We start from the raw sequence: 19,708 nt of genomic DNA on the forward strand, positions 1-19,708 counted from the left end.
GATATTTGTAGTATGCACAATTATTAAGAAATGACCATGTAGCTGGAAGTTTTTTGGGGCGAGATACATCAAGTAGTATCCCTCTTTTATAAGAAAAAATAAACAGACATACTAATTATTGTAACATAGCGTCTATACATCTATACATAAAGTATTTAATATATACGAAAATTATATTTATGTTATATAAAAAAGCCTCCTCTTTAAAAGAGGAGACTTTACATGAGTTTATAGGAACATCATACCTGCGACTGCTGCGTTTAAGAAGTTCGCTAGTGTACCAGCGATAACTGCTTTAATCCCTAATTGTGCAATTTGTTTACGGCGAGTAGGAGCTAACGTTCCTGTTACACCTAATTGAATTGCGATAGAAGAGAAGTTTGCAAAACCACAGATTGCAAATGTTAAAATCATATTTGTTTTTGCAGAGAACTCTGCCATGTGTGGTCCTAAGTTTGCGTATGCAACGAATTCGTTGATTGCAAGTTTTTGACCGATAAAGCTTGCTGCTTGGATAGCTTCACCTGGAGAAACCCCGATTAAGATTGCAAATGGTGATAATAAGTAACCGAAGATTAAATCAAGGCTAAGTTTAATATCGAACCAAGAACCAACCCATCCTAATAAGCCATTTAATAAAGCGATTAATGCAATGAAGGCCATTAGCATTGCAGCTACGTTAATAACAAGTTGTATACCTTCAGATGCACCGCGTGCAGCTGCATCGATAACGTTTGCGTCTTCACGCTCTGTTGAAAGTTGAACATTATTATCTACTTTTTCTGTTTCTGGCATAATTAGTTTTGCAATTAATAAACTTGATGGAGCTGCCATAATTGCTGCTGCTAATAAATGTTCTAATGGAATTCCCATTGCTGCATATCCGACAAGAACTGATCCGGCAACAGCTGTCATACCACTTACCATAATAGTGAAGAATTCACTGTTAGTTAAACGTGCTAAGTATGGTTTAATTAAAATTGGTGCTTCTGTTTGTCCTAAAAATACAGTTGTTACTGCATTTAAGCTTTCTGCCTTAGAAGTTCCAAGAAGTTTACTTAATGCACCACCAACGATACTAACAAATTTCTGCATAATACCTAAGTAATATAAGATTGCAACTAATGAACTAATAAATACAATTGGAAGTAGTGCTTGAATAACGAAAACAAATCCCCAAGGGCCTTTTGCGTTGACTAAATCCCCAGCAACGAACCTAATTCCCTCGTAAGAAAAATTAATTAATCCTTGAACGCCATCAGCAGCAACTTTTAAGCCTGCTTTTCCAGCATCCCATCGCAATACGATAAATGAAAATGTCATTTGTAATGCTAGCGCGATTAAAATTGTGCGCCAATTAATAGCTTTGCGGTTAGAAGATAGTAAGAAAGCAATTGCTAATACTCCAATCACGCCGCCAATTCCCCATAAAACATTCATGCAGTGTATGCTCCTTCCTCATAGTAAAAAAGTGTATAAACCAGTTGTCTATACTTTTGCGAATATAACATCTTAAGTAACTTATCATAATGGACATCGGAGGTCAAACGTCTAACGAAAAGTTTAAATAAAAAGAAAATTCTTTGAAAAAACACATATAAAATGAATAGACATGAAATAGGTTATGTTTTTTGTTGAAATATATTCATTATGATAACGTTTTGGGCAATTTCAATAGAATATAGTGTATGAAATAGGAGAATGAACGCATAATTTTTTCGTAGAGAGAATGAAAGGGGATTACTATGTTGAGTCTTTTAAAAAGAGCCTTCTAGTAAACTAGAAGGCTCTGAAACTATAACTTAAGGTGCTTTCGTATACCCTAAGAAATGGCTTTTCCAATAAGAGTTGTTTAATGAAGCGATTGCTACACCTTTATCTCCGGATTGGATGAATGATCCCCCGCCAAGGTAGATACCCATGTGAGAAGGACCTGCTTTATAAGTATCTTTGAAATAAATCAAGTCTCCAGGTTGTGGACTTGAAGTTTGTGGTAAGCTGCTCCAATATCCAGCAACACTTTGGCGGCTAATGTTATGACCAAATTTCTTAAATACGTGGTAGATGTAACCACTGCAGTCAACACCATTAGCAGAAGTACCGCCCCAAACGTATGGTACGCCTTGCATAGATTTCGCGTATGCAAGTAGAGAAGAACTGTCACCGCTATTATTAGTATTATTATTGTTGTTATTATTTTGATTGTTATTTTGGTTGTCGTTAGGCTTATTATCTACTGCGCCACCAACTGGTGTTTTAGATAGGAAACGTGTTCCGATGTAACCAGTTTGACCGTTGTAGTTAATTTTGCTCCATCCAGAGTTTTCAGAGATTACTTGAACCTTCTGTCCTTGTGGAAGTGCGCCTATGATTCTATAATTTGTACCTTCGCCGCTACGTACATTTAGTGCAGAAGCATTAATGTAGTAGTCACCAATTGCACCTTGATCAGGTTGTTTCGGTTGTTCAGGAGTAGCAGTGCCACCTTTAACGAATTTTACAAATTCGCTACTAACATAGCCTGTTTTTCCTTGGTAGTTTACTTTAAACCAGCCGTTTTCAGATCCAACTACGTTTAATGTTGTACCATTTAACACGCCGCCAATTACACTATGGTAAGCAGCAGGGCCTGTACGAACACGTAGAGATGTTGCGTTAACAACGTAAGTACCGCCAGTTTGAACAGTTCCATTATTATTTTGCTCTTGGTTGTTACCTTGAGTGACGTTTTCGTTAGAACCGCCTTTTGTTACGTAGTCCTTGCTTAAGTAAGCAGTTTGTCCTGCGTAATTGATTTTGAACCAATCTTGAACTTCGCCTACAACTTGTACAACTTGTCCTTGTTTAACAGAACCTACAGTTGGATGAGAAGTGCTAGGACCTGTACGAACGCGAAGAGAAGATACATTTACTGTGTAGTTTCCGCTTGCTGGTTGTACATTTGTTTGATTGTTATTATTGTTTGTAGAACCCGTATTTGAAGAAGCGCCTGATACAAATTCGCTACTTACATAACCTACTTGCCCATTATGGTTGATTTTCACCCAACCATTTTCTTGACCAATTACGTTTAATGTTTGTCCTTCATATACACGTCCTGAAACAGAACTAGAAGTGTTAGGAGCTGTACGTACACGTAATACATCAGCAGTAACTTTATTGTTTCCACCTGTGCTTACATTGTTATTCGTTGCTCCGTTTTTTGATACAAACTCGCCACTAACAAAACCAGTTTGTCCATTAACGTTAATTTTGAACCAACCATTTTCTTCTCCAATTACGTTTAATGATTGACCATTATAAACGCGAGAGATGACGTCGTGAGAAGTACTTGATCCTGCACGAACGTGTAGTACGCTAGCATTCACCGTATATGATGAATTGTTTGATGCGGAAGCTTGGACAGTTTGTGTAGCAGCTTTTTGTGTATTTTGTTCAGGGGCAGCTTGAACACTATCAAGTGTAGGAGCTGCTCCTCCTGCTACAGACACTGCCGCAAGACCGGCAAGGTATTTTTTCATAATTTTTCGATTCCTTTCTGTCTGTAATGTAGTGAAGAAATATTTACCAACTGTTAAAAATTCTAAAGAGCATGTCGATTACTGTCAAGACTTATGTGGTAATCTGAATATGACAAAAAGGTTACAAAAAAAAATCAAGGTATAAATCTGCACCTTGATTTCCATTTAAATACATATATTTGATGTGAAAAATGAGAAGATTATTCGTATTTAGGAAGATGTGCTGTTGGATTTTAAAAGGCTTTGAGAAAATGACCTTTGTAGTAATTTGGTGATAGGGCCAACTTGACCATCTTGAATCGCAGTTCCATCGAGATGGGTCATCGGTAAAATTTCAATAGTCGTTCCCGTAAAGAAGCATTCATCTGCTTGATAAACATCGCGAACGCTGAAAAGCTCTTCCTTTACAGGAAGTTGAAGAGTGTTAGCTAAAGAAAGGACGTACTGACGAATAATGCCGTTTAAAATAAGGTGATTGGCTGGATGCGTATACAGTGTTCCGTTTTTTATGAGAAAGAAGTTAGAGTGGCTACCTTCAGTTACAATACCATTTCGTACGAGAAGTGCTTCTTTACAACCTTTGCGTTCAGCTTTCGTATAAGCTAATACATTTGGTAATAAATTTAACGATTTAATATCACAGCGGAGCCAGCGTGTATCAGGTTCTGATATAGCACGTACACCGTATTCAATCCATAAAGATGGTCTTTCTTTTTTTGAAATATAAGCATAGATTGTCGGAGATATGTCATATGAAAATGCATGTGCTCGAGCTTGTACACCACGAGATACTTGTAAGTAAATTGTTCCGTCTTCGTGGAAATTATTGTTTTCAATTAATTTGTAGAGTAAGATGATGAGTTCGGCTTTTGAGAAAGGAAGTGATAATTCTATTTCTTCAAGGGATCGATATAATCTTGTTAAATGTGGGTCTAATAAGTGAAAGTTTCCGTTATAAAGGCGAATAACTTCATAGACGCCATCACCAAATTGTAAACCTCTTTCTTCAAGTTCTATGTACGCGCGATGTTTTGTTGTATCAATAACTGCATCATTCCATAGTACAAATCTTTCGTATGCCAATTTTCGTCCCATCCTTTCGTTAGTACATGAATAAAAATCACTATAGTAACTTTTATGTAAGCAATTCTCTACATATGACGTATATGTATTTGTAAATCACAGAGAAGTAGTGGTGATTTATCCTGCATTAACTGCCCGTAAACGCCCGATTGGTGAGGGCGAATAATCAGTGTGGGATGAACAAAACCCCCACTGATGAAAGTTTCACTTTATAGCATTTTGTATATACAAATTCGGAAATGAGAAATAAGAATCCTGCTTTTTGAAAAAAAAAAAGCAACATTCGTATGGAATGTTGCAAAAGGAGGGTAGCTATCTTTCATAGGGACATCGTCTTTAAAGGTTTCATTTATGCAAACAAAACACTTGGAAAGACAATTATAAGAAAGTTGAAAACAAATGATGAACATATTTCTTTAAGGGATCTTATTGAAGATGAGAGATAAGAAATATGTAGAACCTTGTTTACATATTTTATTATAAAGATGTTTCGTTAATGTGGTGTAAATATTAGGTGAAGGTTATGTAATTTTAAAGTTAATGTATAGAAGAATGTGTAGAGAGGAAAATAAAAAAGAGGCTGAGGTTACTCAGCGCTCTTCTTTTCTTCTTTAATAACCGTTTTTACTTCACCAGTTTTGATCTTATTGCTTTCAGAGAAGCGAAGTAAGTCGCCTTCAATGATTTTGTCAGACATGTGCAATTCATTTTGTGCACGATCAATAAGTGGTTGAGCTTCTTCTTTCGGTAATTGTACAACTTCACCTGTGTTACGATCGTAGAATGTACTGTTTGTGTACATGTACTTATCTGTAATGAAGCTACCGTCACGAAGAACAACGAATCCTTTATTGTCTGGTGAGAATACATCATGACCGAATTGGATTTGATTCGAAGAATCTACACCAAGTAGGTTTAGAATTGTTGGTTTAATGTCAATTTCACCAGTTGGTTTTGAAATTGTTTTACCCTCTTTTTGACCTGGAACGTGAATAAACATCGGTGTTTTTTGTAAGTTCATATGGTCAAATGTAGTGATTTCTTCTTTTCCTAAGAACTGTGCCATTGCACGGTTATGATTCTCAGAAATACCATAATGGTCACCGTAGAATACGATAACAGAGTTGTCGTAAATACCTTCAGCTTTTAGACGCTCAATAAAGTGCTTCATTGCTTCGTCTAAGTAGCGAGCTGTTACCATATAGCGGTCAAATACTCCATCACCAGAATTGTACTCGTCGATTAATTTCGTACTGTCATCATAAGTGAATGGGTAATGGTTTGTTAAAGTAAGGAAGCGAGTATAGAACGGCTGCTTCACTTGTTTTAACATATCGATAGACTGATCGAAGTATTCGATATCCTTTAGTCCCCAGTTTAATTTTGTTTCTGGCGTAATCTTGTAGTCAAGTTCGTTGTAGTAACGATCATAACCAAGTGCCGGATACATAATATTACGGTTCCAGAATGTTGCGTTGTTTGCATGGAATACTGATGTGTGATACCCTTGCTCACGCAAAATTTCTGGAGTTGCTGTATATTCGTTGTTACCGTGTGTGAAGAATACAGCACCACGGTCTAGTGGATATAACGAAGTATCTACTAAGAATTCAGCATCAGATGTTTTACCTTGCCCAGTTTGATGGAAGAAGTTATCGAAGTAATAACTTTCTTTCGCAAATTGGTTTAGGAATGGTGTAACTTCTTGTCCATTAACTTGCGCACCAATTAAGAATGTTTGTAATGATTCAAGAGAGACAACAATTACGTTTTTCCCTTTTGCAGTACCATACATATTTGGATCTGGTTTACTTTGTGTTGTTTTCACATAGTTTTCTGCTTCTTGTAATTTACTACTATCAGCAAACGCTTTTTGTGAACTTGATTTTGCTTGTAAGCCAAGATCGTATGCTTGGTGTACATATAATCCTAAGTTTTTAACAAGCATAACGCGGTCGAATGAACGTGTTAATAGTTCTGGACGCTCAGCTTCTGCAAATCCTAGGTTTACGCAGAAAATAGCAACTGTTGACACGAAGTATAGGGAACGCATCGGACGTGCTACACGCTCTGTCGGTGCAAAATCTTTCTTCTTCTTCAATAGAACGAAGAATACGATAATATCCGCAAATGCAAGGATGATTTTGAAGTTAAATAATTCTTTCACACTGGAACCTAAACTTCCGAAATTAGACGTTTGTCCTAGTACTGGTAAAGTAACGAAGTCATTGTAGAATCCGTAGAACATTACGTTACCAACAAGAATGAACGTTAAGATAAAGTTAATTCCTAGTGCTATATAGTTACGTTTTTTCCCTTTTGCAAATAATGCAAGACCCACAAACAGTAATGATGCTGCTAATGGACTAATGAATAAAATGAATTCTTGCATGAAAGATTCAAGTTTTAAATCGAAGCTAGTGCGTGTAATGATGTAGGATTTTAGCCATACGGCCAAAGCTACGAATAAAGTAAAACGCACGTTTTGAAATTGTGATTTCATGGTTTCTTTCATTCATTTCCACCCTTTCTCTATCAGGCTTGGTCGATTTTGGAGCGAAAAATGCTAAAATAAAAAATACATAGTTTTCTTGGCCATAATTAGAGTTTCTATATTCACCCATATACGACTTTAACTATGCATACCCTTTTTGGTTTCTTGTGCTGCTCATAAGCATAACGTCATTTCTGTATTATACAACAAAATTCATTTCTGAGAAACACTATAACAATTTACATTTTTTGTATGTGATTTGTCTCTACCAGAGAAAACTTTAACATTCGTTTATATGCCCGTCAACTAGAAAATATAACAAAAATAGAAAAGAATGTTAAGCGGAATTGAAAGTTTTTTGGTTGAGAAATATGGAATAGAAATCTTTAAGTGGTTGTCTAGAAAACTATTATATGAAGGAAAATATGAAAAAATTAACGAACACTTGTTCTTTTTGGTTTTGTTTGTTACAATGAAATTTCATTGATAGATTATGTGTAATTTTGATGAACTTTTACTGATAACATAACATATTGTAGCTTATTTCTTTTGAAAATAGGGAGGCTTTTGAATGAAACAAAAATTTTCAGTTGAAGCGTTTTGGAAGAAAATAAAACATGTTGCGAAGCAGGCAGGGCAGTCGGTAATCTATGCGAGTTTATTGTTGTTTTACGTTTTGCAAAGACCGGATGTTCCAAAACGAGTGAAAATTATTGTAATCGGAGCACTTGCTTATTTCATTGCACCGATTGATGCCATTCCAGATTTCATTGCTGGAGTCGGTTATACGGATGATTTAGGTGCGTTAATGGCCGCACTATTACAAGCATCGATATACGTAAATGAAGATGTGAAAGATAAGTCGCGAGTGAAGTTGGCAGAATGGTTTGGTTCGGATATAGACACATCATTTATCGATCAAAAATTAGATCAATAGGTGAGAACTGTCATAGGATGACAGGGCGAACGTAAGCGAGGAAGTGCATTATGCCATCAGGAAGAACGCATACGAAAATAAACTTAATATCCCTTCCGATTGTTTTGTTTATGCTCTTTTCGTATGGATTAACAAGTTTTGATTTTTTATTAACTTTTGCAATTGGCTTTTTAGTAGGTACTTCATTTTTAACACCGGATTTAGATACGTACAGTAATGCGTATAATAAATGGGGATTCCTCCGTATTTTTTGGTATCCATATAGGAGCGTAATGCCCCATCGTTCCTTCTTCACACATACGATTATAATTGGTGATATTATTCGTATTGCATACATGTTAATCGTGTTTTCTCCGTTTTTATTCCTATTAAATATAATCGCATTCGGCGGAAATTTAATAGAAATTGCGAAGGAACACGAGGTTGAAATTGTAACGTTTGTAATGGGGATTGTTGTGGCAAGTACGCTCCACATTATAGCGGATAAAGCGAATACGCGCCGAAAGAAAATGATGAGAAAAAAGAAGAAACGCAGAAGATAAAGAAACCGTCCCAAAAGGTATTTTGGGACGGTTTCTTTCTTATTAATAGGTAGGTTACTCTTGTCGTATTTTGTAGTTAAGTCGATATTCCTTGTCGAATCGCCGATAAAATTTTATTTACCATCATGCGACATCAATTTTTGGACAGTTTCTTTTTAAACAAATGTTTGTTTAAAACTAAGCTTTCAGTACCTTAATCCCTTTTACAATATTCCAAATGAAGTAGTATAAGCTAATGATTCCGCAAATGCATAAGACAATCATTGCTCCGATTCCAAGTGTTACGTCTGATTGATCAGATCCGATACCCATAATTCCTAGAATAACTAATCCAATAAATGTGGCGATGCTTGGAATGATATGTGTCCATAGAGCACGTTTTGCATGTGGTTTCGTTTCAGAGTCGCCCACAATCCACACGATAATAGGGAATAAGATGGGCGCAAATAATACACTAAAGTATGATAAAGCTGCTAATATTTTGTTTCCGTTCATATATATCACCTCATAAATAATGTCCGTTGTTATACTTTTATTATGCAGGAAATTTGGCGAGCTTCCTATCGATTAACATTACAAGAACGTGACGCTTTTGTAAGATTTTCTATTTAAATGATAAAATTTTCAAAAAAATCTTTTTAAATGAAAATTGTTGTGATAAAATTATTGAAAACGTTTTCTTAAACGTTTTATATTTTTTTAGACTTAAAGGTATGATGACCTGATAGTCTATTGATAAGGTTATATCTTATTTAAAAGGGGATTCTTTAGGGGGAGAGAACAATGAACACATGGACACAAGTTTACGATCCGTTCGGTAACATTTGGATTTCGGCAGCAGTCGCACTTATTCCAATCATCTTTTTTTTCTTAGCTTTAGCAGTTTTCCGCATGAAGGGGTATGTGGCAGGATTTATTACAGTTGTATTAACGATTTTGGTGGCGTTATTTGCGTATAAAATGCCATTCACAATGGCAATGGCAGCGACCGGATACGGTTTCTTATACGGATTATGGCCAATTGCGTGGATTATCATTATGTCAGTATTTTTATATAAAATTTCTGTGAAAACAGGTCAATTTGATGTCATTCGTGCATCTGTATTATCCATTACGAATGATCATCGTTTACTCGTTATTTTAATCGGATTTTCATTTGGAGCATTTTTGGAAGGGGCAGCAGGATTTGGTGCACCAGTAGCGATTACGGCAGCGCTTCTGGCAGGCCTTGGGCTAAATCCTTTATATGCAGCAGGTCTTTGTTTAATCGCAAATACTGCACCAGTAGCGTTCGGAGCGATGGGGATTCCGATTACAGTTGCTGGACAAGTAACAGGCATTGATCCGCATAAAATTGGACAAATGGCTGGGCATCAATTACCGTTCTTATCTTTATTTGTTCCGTTCTTTATCGTATTTTTAATGGATGGCTTTAAAGGAGTAAAACAAACGTGGCCTGCTTTATTTGTAGCGGGTAGTTCATTTGCAATTACACAGTTTATTACAGCGACGTTTTTAGGACCAGAACTTCCGGATATTACGTCAGCGCTTGTAAGTTTAGTAAGTTTATCGCTATTCTTAAAAGTTTGGCAGCCGAAAGAAATTTATCAAACTAAGCAAGCGAATAGTGAAGTAGCCGCGGCGACGACAACGACATCTATGCCGAAACTAACGGTAGGAAAAGTAGTAAAAGCGTGGTCTCCGTTCATTATTTTGACTGTGATGGTAGTCATCTGGAGCCAGAGTTTCTTTAAAGCGTTATTCGCTCCGGGCGGCGCTTTAGAAAGTCTCGTATTTAAATTTGAAGTTCCAGGCTTGCACAATTTAGTAATGAAAGCAGAGCCTATTGTAAATAAACCAACACCTTATGAAGCAATCTTGAAATTAGATATTTTATCAGCGACTGGAACAGCAATTTTAATTGCTTGTATCATTTCTATCTTTATTTTGAAAATGAGTGCAAAAGATGCAGTAGCAACATTTAAAGAAACGTTAAATGAACTAAAAATGCCAATTCTATCTATTGGATTCGTATTAGGATTCGCATTTATCGCAAACTATTCTGGTCTATCTTCTACATTAGCGTTAGCACTTGCAGGAACTGGCGGACTATTCCCGTTCTTCTCACCATTCTTAGGATGGATTGGCGTATTCTTAACGGGATCAGATACGTCAGCGAACGCACTGTTCTCGAATTTACAAGCAATTACAGCGCAGCAAGTCGGTGTATCTGAAGTACTTCTCGTTGCAGCAAATACAACGGGCGGTGTAACAGGTAAAATGATTTCTCCGCAATCAATTGCGATTGCTTGTGCGGCAGTTGGACTTGCTGGGAAAGAGTCAGATTTGTTCCGCTTTACATTGAAGCATAGTTTATTCTTCGTTACTATTGTTGGGATTATGACGTATGTGCAGGCTTATTATTTAACTTGGATGATTCCGTAAACAACAAAAGAAATAAACTTTTCATTTTTCAGATTATAGTGTATGATGGGAAAGTATTGAAAATTAAATCAGTGATAAACTAGGGGTGCCTAACGTATGCGTAGGCTGAGAGAGAAGTGTGTGAACTTCTTAACCCTTTGGACCTGATCTGGCTCGTACCAGCGTAGGGAAGTTAACGGCTTTACATAATTATGTCTTTATGAGCCAGGTCCTTATTCGTTTATGGACCTGGCTCTTTTTATTTTGGCATGCGCTGGCCATATCTCGTCCTTGTCACGAACAGGGGGGCAACAAAGGTTATGAAACAGTCTGTTTCAGCTGAGCAAATTGAATTGAAATCGAGTTTACCAGGAAGTAAGAAAGTGTATGTGGATGGAACACGTGAAGGTATGAAAGTACCAATGCGCGAGATTGAACAAAGCGATACGAACGGTGTTCAAAATCCGCCAATCCGTGTGTATGATACGAGTGGACCTTATACAGATCCAGAGTATAAAGTGGAGCTGGAAAAAGGGTTGCATGCGCCGCGCCACTCTTGGACCTTGGGGCGTGGTGATGTGGAAGCTTATGAAGGACGCGAAATTAAACCTGAGGATGACGGTGTGAAAGTGGCTTCAAAACATATACCTGTTTTCCCGCAAATGGATCGTAAGCCGCTTAGAGCGAAGCAAGGTGCAAATGTTTCGCAAATGCATTATGCGCGTAATGGCATTATTACGTCTGAGATGGAATATGTTGCGATTCGTGAAGGGGTAGAACCTGAATTTGTTCGTAAGGAGATTGCAGAAGGTCGTGCGATTTTGCCGGCGAACATTAACCATCCTGAAGCGGAACCGATGATAATTGGACGTAATTTTCACGTGAAGGTAAATGCAAATATCGGAAACTCTGCTGTATCGTCTTCTATTGCAGAAGAAGTAGAGAAGATGACGTGGGCGACTCGCTGGGGTGCAGATACGATTATGGATTTATCTACAGGTAAAAACATTCATACAACACGTGAGTGGATTATTCGTAATGCTCCGGTACCAGTTGGAACTGTGCCAATTTATCAAGCGCTTGAAAAAGTAAACGGAATTGCAGAAGATTTAACGTGGGAAGTATATCGTGATACGTTAATTGAGCAGGCGGAGCAAGGTGTTGATTACTTCACGATTCACGCTGGTGTATTACTTCGCTACATTCCGATTACTGCAAAGCGTATGACAGGTATTGTTTCGCGTGGTGGTTCGATTATGGCGCAGTGGTGTTTATTCCATCATAAAGAAAACTTCCTATATACTCACTTTGAAGAGATTTGTGAAATTATGAAGCAGTACGATGTTTCGTTCTCTCTTGGAGATGGATTACGTCCAGGTTCTATTGCAGATGCAAATGACGAAGCGCAGTTTTCTGAGCTTGAAACACTTGGTGAATTAACAAAAATCGCTTGGAAACATGATGTGCAAGTTATGATTGAAGGACCTGGGCATGTACCGATGCATTTAATTAAAGAGAATATGGAGAAAGAACTTGATATTTGTCAGGGCGCGCCGTTCTATACACTTGGGCCGTTAACGACAGATATTGCACCAGGTTATGACCATATTACTTCAGCGATTGGTGCTGCGATGATCGGCTGGTTTGGAACGGCGATGCTTTGTTATGTAACACCGAAAGAACATTTAGGTTTACCGAACAAAGATGATGTTCGCGAAGGGGTTATTACGTACAAAATCGCTGCGCATGCAGCCGATCTTGCGAAAGGGCATAAAACGGCTCATCAGCGTGATGATGCACTTTCAAAAGCACGATTTGAATTCCGTTGGCGCGACCAATTTAATTTATCTTTAGATCCTGAACGCGCGATGGAGTACCATGATGAAACGTTGCCAGCAGAAGGGGCGAAAACAGCGCATTTCTGTTCAATGTGTGGCCCAAAGTTTTGTAGTATGAGAATTTCACATGATATTCGTGAATATGCGAAAGAAAATGACTTAGAAACGACAGAAGCAATTGAAAAAGGAATGAAAGAGAAAGCGGTAGAATTCAAAGAAACTGGTAGTCACTTATATCAATAACACGTCACACCTCTTTACTTGATTGATCACACTGTACCTAACTTAAATATAGAAGAAGCCCCCTTTGCTAAGACGGTAGCAAAGGGGGCTTCTGTCGTCTATAAGGCGAAGAATAATTGTACCCAGTAGTATAAGAGGAATAATGTGACGACTGTTGTGAGTGGGATTACGATGAGAGATACGCTTAAATAATCTTTCCATTTCACTTTAATTTTGTTTTGTCTTAAGATATACATCCAAATGAGGGAAGCTAGTGTACCGATTGGTAATAATAGTGAACCGATGTCACTACCGATGATATTTGCGAGGTAGATCGTTTTTAATGTGACTGGATCTAGTCCCATTTCTGTTAATGTGATTGTACCAATCATAAGTGCAGGGTGGTTATTGAAGACGTTAGAGAGGAGGGAAACGAGTCCGCCCATTGCAAAGCTGGCATAGAGTAGATGCTGACTTACAACTGGTTCGAGCCAATGGACAAGCGCCGCTGTTAATCCTGCGTTATGAAGCCCGTAAATAATTACGTACATAGAGAAGGCGAAAATTAAAATGTGCCACGGTGTCTTTTTCAAAATATCGACTGGGTTTGTTCGTAAGTAGTACCATCTCCAGATGAGAAGAACGAGTGAACCGAGTACGGCAACAATTTCGATTGGAATCGATAAGAAGGATGCAACGAATAGAAGACAGCGCATAAGGAAGACGAAGCCTAATACTTTTAACATGAATTTCGTACGTTTTTGTTTCGTATTAACAGAATTTTGTCCTTTTAACGGATGGAAGTTTTTTGTGAAGAAAATTTCTTCAATATCATATGAAGAAACAGGTAATCTTTCTGGAAGTTTTTTCTTTAAAACTGTATACATGAGCCATGACATAAACAGTAGTCCTAATGTTGCAGGTACAAACATCATAGCTGTATGCATATAAAGAGTCATATGGACGATGTTTAATGCGATTAAGTTTACGATATTACTTACACCGATTGGTGCACTAGATGCAGTGGCAATTAGAGCGCCACTTAATAAATAAGGGATTTGTTGATGAGGTTTTAATTGAAGATTTTTCAGAAGAAGGATTAAAATTGGAGTTGTAATTAAAATACTACCGTCATTATTAAATAAAAGAGTCATAAGAAAACATAGTAATTGAATGTACCAGTATAGGCGGTGTCCGGAACCTTTCGCTAAATTTGCGAGTTTTGCTGCGGACCAGTGGAAGAAGCCGAAGCTTTCTAATATAACTGCCATAACGATGGTCGCTAATATTGTTATGGAGGCGCCTCCAATTTTACTTATAATGTCTATGACGTCTGGTTTTGATACAAGTCCAGTAATGAGGATAATGCCGGCGCCGACTGCTGCCGGCCACGCCTCATTTATACCACGAGGGCGCCAAAAGATAACAATCATCGTTAAGAAGAATACAATAATAGTAATCCATATTTCAATGCTCATATTTAACCTACCTTTCTATTTTCCCTTGAACAAATGTAGCTTGTCTCAAGTTTATATAGCATTATATTCAAAAGAAAATAAGAAGAACTAGGCATCTACCTGAATCTAGTGAATATGTGTATTTTGAGCAATAAGGCAAGTATAAGTAGTAGTGTAATAACTATTAGGAGAGGAGTCTAATAAATGAGGGGCATTCAATGTGTGAATGCCCCTCATTTACTATTTTTCCTTTAAAAATGTTCGATCTTTTAAGAATAAATTCCAGAAGAAAATAAATCCTGGTAGTAAAATTGCAATCCCGATTGCGTAAAGAATAAGAAGTGCATAGAATGTTTCGACCGTCGTAAAGCTTGTAAATACAGTTACGTCCGGGTAAATGATATAAGGTAAATGGGCGACGCCGTAAGCGTAGCTTGCAAATGCATATTGAGCGACGACAGCTAAAACTGCAATGCGAGGAAAGCCTAGTGTGCCATATTTCTTATTTGTCCACCAAAGGGAAGAGTATCCGATAACAAATAAAATGATAGAGACTGTAAACCATGGGAATTGCTTTATGAGTCCTTGCATAAGCCAGTGTGTTTCAGGGTCCATTACAACGAGAGCAATAATAGCAGTCACGAGCGTTGCAGGACCAAGTATGATGGCATTTCTTCTATAAATTCGGTACGTATCTTCAGAACCTTGTTCCCTAGCAAAATCAGCAAGAAAGAGAGATGATAGAAATAGTTCCGAAGTTAGTCCGAAGAGCATATAACAATAAATAACGGGACTAGAAAGAAGTTTTCCGTAAAGGAGCACTTCTTTTCCTTCAGACATCGTAATATAGGCACCTTCTGTAACTGGCAGAACGGTAATTAATAGAGCTGGGATTAAGAGCCCAGTAATACCTGAAATAATCCGAAGAAGGTGTTGGTATTTTGGCAGGGAGTAAGCAAATACCATAAAAGTACTACGAATCGCAACAAGTACTAAAATTAACATAACTGGTACAAACATAACGGTTGCAAGGGTAAAGGCCGCTTTTGGGAAGAAACCGAGAAAAGCAACGACGACAAAGACAAGAAACGTATTTGTTACTTCCCAAGTTGGTGATAAGTACCGATTAGCAAGCTTGGCAGCAAGTGTCGGGTGTTTAGCGTATACCATGCCCCAAAAACCAGCTCCAAAATCAATAGAACCTAGTATGCTATATACGAAAATAAGAGCCCATAAGATGATGATTGCAATGCTTTCCTCATGCACGAGAATCGCCTCCTTCGTGATGTAAATCATTCTTTAATGGATGTTTCTTAAAGAATGTCCGTAGTACAAAGACTGTTAAAATACCGAGTCCGATATATAAAATGATGAATAAAACAAATAAAGGACCGACGAAATCAGCGCGCGTAGAAGCATCTACCGTGCGTTGCATGCCATAAATTGTCCATGGCTGACGACCACTACAACTAAAAATCCATCCGAATTCAATACCGAGCAACATAACGGGTCCACAGGCGGCAGCTCCCCAAAGAAGCCACTTCGGTAACTCTACTCCTTTTTTTCGGTAAACAAAGTACCAATATAAGAGGGCAATAGCTGCAACTGCAAAGGTAAAGGCAGCGGTGCCAACCATTAAGTTGAACAGTGTATGTGTGTAAAATGGTGGCCATGTTTCTTGTGGGAATTCCTTTAGACCTTTTACAACGGTGTTAGGGTCTAGTCCCACTAATAAGCTAAGCATGTTCGGAATTTCAAGGGCATAGTTTAGTTCAAGTGTGTTAGGGTCCACAACCCCGCCAATCGATAAAGGCGCGTGTGATGTCGTTTCAAACAAAGCTTCAGCAGATGCTAGTTTTTCAGGTGAATGTTTATGTAAGGCAATAGCAGATTCGTGTCCTGAAAGCCACATAGTAGCACCTGTGATAAATGTAACGACAAGCCCGAGCAATAATCCTTTTTTATGGTAAGCAATTTCACGAGCACTTAAATTTTTCTTTAATAATTTAAATCCAGCGATAGAAGCGATAACAGCTGCTCCAGTTGTATAGGCCGTAATAACGACGTGGAATGCACTTGTGCCAAAGCTCGGATTAAAGAAAGCTTTCCACGGATCAACGTTAAAGACTGAGCCATCTGGATTCATTGAAAAGCCCGCAGGTGTATTCATCCATGTGTTTGCCGATGTAATAAGCACGGCGGATGCAGTGGCGCCAATCATAACGAAAAATAGCGAGATTAATCTCATAACTGGAGGGAGTTTATCAGCCGCATATACGTAAATAGACATGAATAAAGCCTCTAAAAAGAAGGCGAAAATCTCAATTTGAAACGGAACGGAAATAACTTGCCCAACAATTTTGGCGAAACCAGGCCAAAGAAGTGAAATTTGTACACCAACAATTGTTCCAGTTGGAATTGCTACACCGAGAAGGATAGCAAAAGCCTTTGTCCATCTTTTTGCCATAATGGCATAGTCGGAATCTTTCTTCCAGTGATAGAGTATTTCACTTATAAAAATCATTAAAGAAAGCCCGACTCCAAGCGTTGCAAAGATAATGTGGAATGCTAATGAAGAACCAAAAAATGCCCTTGCTAATGTTACGGTATCCATATGTATACTCCTCTTCTTTTTGCCATTATTTTCTGATTTAATTGGAAAATTTATTCAAAAAACTACCAAAAATATATATGTATTTAAAAAATGAGTACGATAATTTAATGTTTAAATATTCTAAAGAAAAAGAAATTGATATTTGGTAATATTTTATTTGTTTTTTAGGGCTGAATCTTTTATAATCTTTTATGCGAACGTAAGTTCTATTTCCGGGATGAAGAAGTTTATGTGAAATGGAGAGGGTGTTTTATGTATCCTGAAGTCATTAAAAAGATGGCATTTTCAAGAGAGCATAGAGATTTATTATTAAAGTTGTATAATAAAGAAATTACGCGTCGTGAATATGATCGACTTGTGGAATCGCTATATAGACCTTCTAAAGAGGCTTGCGAAGGATAAGGTGAGAGAGACAATCTAAAGGATTGTCTTTTTTATATTTGCGTATGTTCTGGTAAAATTAAGGTTAGCCTTAAAAGGAGGTGAAAAGCTTGCGAAAACGTTTATATATAGGGATTGGGGTTATTCTCTTAATCGCTTTAGGTGGAGTTGTATTTTGGTCAGCTTTACAAGGAAATCGTACCGAGCATTTTATTTTACGACATATGGTGAATGAAAATGGGACACTTGCAACGTATCGCTTAGAGGATACAAAGGCAGGTAAGGGTGAAGCGAAGGGCCGTGAAGCTTTATCAGAATCTGCAGGGTTATGGCTACAATATACACTTGATAAAGATGATCAAGCTTTATTTGATGAACAAGTGAAGGTTATTCAAAATAACTTTGTACACAAGGATCGCATCGTTATATGGAAAATCTCTGAAAAGGGAGAAATGCAGTCAGCTACTAATGCACTTATCGATGATCTTCGTATTATAGAACAATTATATCGTGCTTATGAAATGTACAAGGAAGATCGCTATAAAAACCTTGCAGATCAATTGAGTGATTCTGTACTTCGTTATCATAAAAAAGGTAATTATTACGTTGATTATTACGATGCAGATACAGGGAAACAAAATAACTTTGCAACAACATCTTACATAAATCCGCATGCATTCTCTTATATGAAAAAGTATGGGAAAATTTCTGCACAGCAGTATCAGGAAGTTGTTCAGTTTTTAGCGGATTACCCAAGGCAGGGCTGGGCATTCCCGAAAGAGTATAAAGATGATGGGACATTTACGTACGATAAAGAAGTGAATCTTATTGATCAATCATACGTTGCTTATCATCGTAGTTTAGGCGGTCTTTCATCAGATGCTTATTTGGAATTTATAAAGAAGAAATTTCGCGAAGACGAAAAGTTATATGGTCGTTATAACTTAGAAACGGGAAAACAAGCTGTGAACTATGAATCACCAGCATCTTACGGATTAACAATTTTGTACGTACTACAAACAGGTGATACAAAGTTTGCGAAGGAATTGTATGAGCGGATGAATACATTCCGAAATGATAATGTATTTAGTAGATATTATGGTGGATATGTAACAGGTGAGAATAATAATACACATATTTTCGATAACGTATTGCCGCTTTTAGCGGAAATGGAATTGGATAAGAGTAAAAAATAGAAGGTGCCACCCTATGGGGATGGTACCTTTTATTTGTGTCGTTATTTGTTTGTAAAGCGATATAATTTTACGCCCTAATATTGGAGAAGTAATCAATCACGAATTCACGAAATTGCTGGGCGGTGTTTGATAAATAGCGCTTCTTCGACCAACTTAAGCCGATAGTTCGTTCGCAATTAGGTTCAATAATACGTAACTTATTTGATGCTAAAGTAGAGTTTTTTAATAAAGTTAAACTTGGGACAAAGGCGATGCCAAGACCTTGCTTAATGAGATCGCTAATCACGGTTGGTTCATCTACTTCAAAAGCGATATGTGGAGTGAAACCAGCTTTTTTACAAAATTCATCTGTTAAGTGCCGAAATCCGTAACCAGTGTTCATACTAATAAACGATTCGTCTTTTACTTCATGCAAATAGATACTTTCGCGGTTTGATAACCGATGTCCTGAAGGAACAGCTAAGAAAATTTCTTCTGTGATAAGTGGTTCCCAAACCATTTCCTCGCCTTCAATTGGTACAGAGGAGATACAAAAATCAATTTCCATATTATCTAGTTGCCGTTTCATAGAAGGAGTAGATGCGAGAAATTGTTGGAATCGAACGTTAGGGTGTTCTAGTAAAAAGGAACCGAGTAACTCGGGTAATATTCTTGGAATAGAAACTGCAAGTGTAATAGAGCCTTGTTGTAATTCAGCTAAATCTTTAATTTCGCGTTCCCCTTCACTTAATTCATGAAAAATGCGTTCTACTCGTTTTAAAAATACTTTGCCGAAAGAGTTTAATGTAATCTGTCGACCTTGGCGATCAAATAAGGGGACGCCTAAGTCCTTTTCTAGTCTAGCGATTGTTTTACTGAGTGAAGGCTGCGCGATATGCAATTCTTCAGCTGCTTTTGTCATATGTTCTAGTCGTGCGACTGTCTGAAAGTATTTTAATTGAAGAAGTTCCACTTCGAATCTCCTTTCTATAGACCAAAAGGAATGAATTGATAATTAAA

The 19,708-nt window shown here is 37.5% G+C and carries 15 protein-coding genes and 1 riboswitch; of the genes, 6 read left to right on the forward strand and 9 right to left on the reverse strand.

Annotated features, from left to right (window positions below):
• Positions 1-228 precede the first annotated feature (228 nt).
• From DET63_RS06910 to DET63_RS06925, 4 genes are all read right to left on the reverse strand, one after another.
• Positions 229-1,440, reverse strand: a complete 1,212-nt coding sequence (locus DET63_RS06910) for a NupC/NupG family nucleoside CNT transporter (protein WP_002016182.1) — start codon at positions 1,438-1,440, stop codon at positions 229-231.
• Positions 1,441-1,802: 362 nt separating this feature from the next.
• The gene (locus tag DET63_RS06915; RefSeq protein ID WP_113936234.1) at positions 1,803-3,521 is read right to left on the reverse strand and encodes a C40 family peptidase; all 1,719 of its coding nucleotides are present in this window, start codon (positions 3,519-3,521) and stop codon (positions 1,803-1,805) included.
• Positions 3,522-3,731: 210 nt separating this feature from the next.
• Complete coding sequence (locus DET63_RS06920) at positions 3,732-4,616, reverse strand: D-amino-acid transaminase (RefSeq protein WP_002016184.1); 885 nt, start codon at positions 4,614-4,616, stop codon at positions 3,732-3,734.
• A gap of 574 nt (positions 4,617-5,190) precedes the next feature.
• Complete coding sequence (locus tag DET63_RS06925) at positions 5,191-7,119, reverse strand: LTA synthase family protein (protein ID WP_002089649.1); 1,929 nt, start codon at positions 7,117-7,119, stop codon at positions 5,191-5,193.
• A 550-nt stretch (positions 7,120-7,669) separates the two neighbouring features.
• Here DET63_RS06925 and DET63_RS06935 point away from each other — a divergent pair.
• Both DET63_RS06935 and DET63_RS06940 read left to right on the forward strand, forming a co-directional pair.
• Positions 7,670-8,035, forward strand: coding sequence for a YkvA family protein (locus DET63_RS06935; RefSeq protein WP_002089647.1), 366 nt, complete (start codon positions 7,670-7,672; stop codon positions 8,033-8,035).
• Positions 8,036-8,085: 50 nt separating this feature from the next.
• Complete coding sequence (locus DET63_RS06940; RefSeq protein WP_113936236.1) at positions 8,086-8,577, forward strand: metal-binding protein; 492 nt, start codon at positions 8,086-8,088, stop codon at positions 8,575-8,577.
• Between the two features lie 177 nt (positions 8,578-8,754).
• Here the strand turns inward: DET63_RS06940 and DET63_RS06945 are convergent, their stop codons facing one another.
• On the reverse strand, positions 8,755-9,072 hold the full coding sequence (locus DET63_RS06945; RefSeq protein ID WP_001014110.1) for a magnetosome magnetite crystal formation protein family: 318 nt from the start codon (positions 9,070-9,072) through the stop codon (positions 8,755-8,757).
• A 288-nt stretch (positions 9,073-9,360) separates the two neighbouring features.
• On the opposite strand from DET63_RS06945, the gene lldP reads away from it, so the two are divergent.
• The gene (gene lldP, locus DET63_RS06950) at positions 9,361-11,022 is read left to right on the forward strand and encodes an L-lactate permease (protein ID WP_002143782.1); all 1,662 of its coding nucleotides are present in this window, start codon (positions 9,361-9,363) and stop codon (positions 11,020-11,022) included.
• A gap of 71 nt (positions 11,023-11,093) precedes the next feature.
• Positions 11,094-11,209: riboswitch (TPP riboswitch) on the forward strand.
• A 112-nt stretch (positions 11,210-11,321) separates the two neighbouring features.
• The gene (thiC, locus tag DET63_RS06955; protein ID WP_113936237.1) at positions 11,322-13,082 is read left to right on the forward strand and encodes a phosphomethylpyrimidine synthase ThiC; all 1,761 of its coding nucleotides are present in this window, start codon (positions 11,322-11,324) and stop codon (positions 13,080-13,082) included.
• A 98-nt stretch (positions 13,083-13,180) separates the two neighbouring features.
• Here the strand turns inward: thiC and DET63_RS06960 are convergent, their stop codons facing one another.
• From DET63_RS06960 to cydA, 3 genes are all read right to left on the reverse strand, one after another.
• Positions 13,181-14,539, reverse strand: a complete 1,359-nt coding sequence (locus DET63_RS06960; RefSeq protein ID WP_113936238.1) for an arsenic transporter — start codon at positions 14,537-14,539, stop codon at positions 13,181-13,183.
• Positions 14,540-14,758: 219 nt separating this feature from the next.
• Entirely contained in the window at positions 14,759-15,784 is a 1,026-nt protein-coding gene (locus tag DET63_RS06965) for a cytochrome d ubiquinol oxidase subunit II (RefSeq protein ID WP_002089640.1), read from the reverse strand.
• Positions 15,777-17,132, reverse strand: a complete 1,356-nt coding sequence (cydA, locus tag DET63_RS06970) for a cytochrome ubiquinol oxidase subunit I (RefSeq protein WP_002034780.1) — start codon at positions 17,130-17,132, stop codon at positions 15,777-15,779. The genes DET63_RS06965 and cydA overlap by 8 nt, the downstream gene beginning before the upstream one ends.
• A 252-nt stretch (positions 17,133-17,384) precedes the next feature.
• On the opposite strand from cydA, the gene DET63_RS30150 reads away from it, so the two are divergent.
• Entirely contained in the window at positions 17,385-17,534 is a 150-nt protein-coding gene (locus DET63_RS30150) for a hypothetical protein (protein ID WP_002016173.1), read from the forward strand.
• An 89-nt stretch (positions 17,535-17,623) separates the two neighbouring features.
• Complete coding sequence (locus DET63_RS06975) at positions 17,624-18,709, forward strand: transcriptional regulator (protein WP_113936239.1); 1,086 nt, start codon at positions 17,624-17,626, stop codon at positions 18,707-18,709.
• Between the two features lie 67 nt (positions 18,710-18,776).
• On the opposite strand, the gene DET63_RS06980 is transcribed toward DET63_RS06975, so the two are convergent.
• Positions 18,777-19,661: a LysR family transcriptional regulator gene (locus tag DET63_RS06980; RefSeq protein ID WP_002129960.1), complete on the reverse strand. Its 885-nt coding sequence runs from the start codon at positions 19,659-19,661 to the stop codon at positions 18,777-18,779.
• Positions 19,662-19,708: the final 47 nt, after the last annotated feature.

Source organism: Bacillus sp. DB-2, from assembly GCF_003315125.1.
Classification (GTDB): Bacteria; Bacillota; Bacilli; order Bacillales; family Bacillaceae_G; genus Bacillus_A; species Bacillus_A mycoides.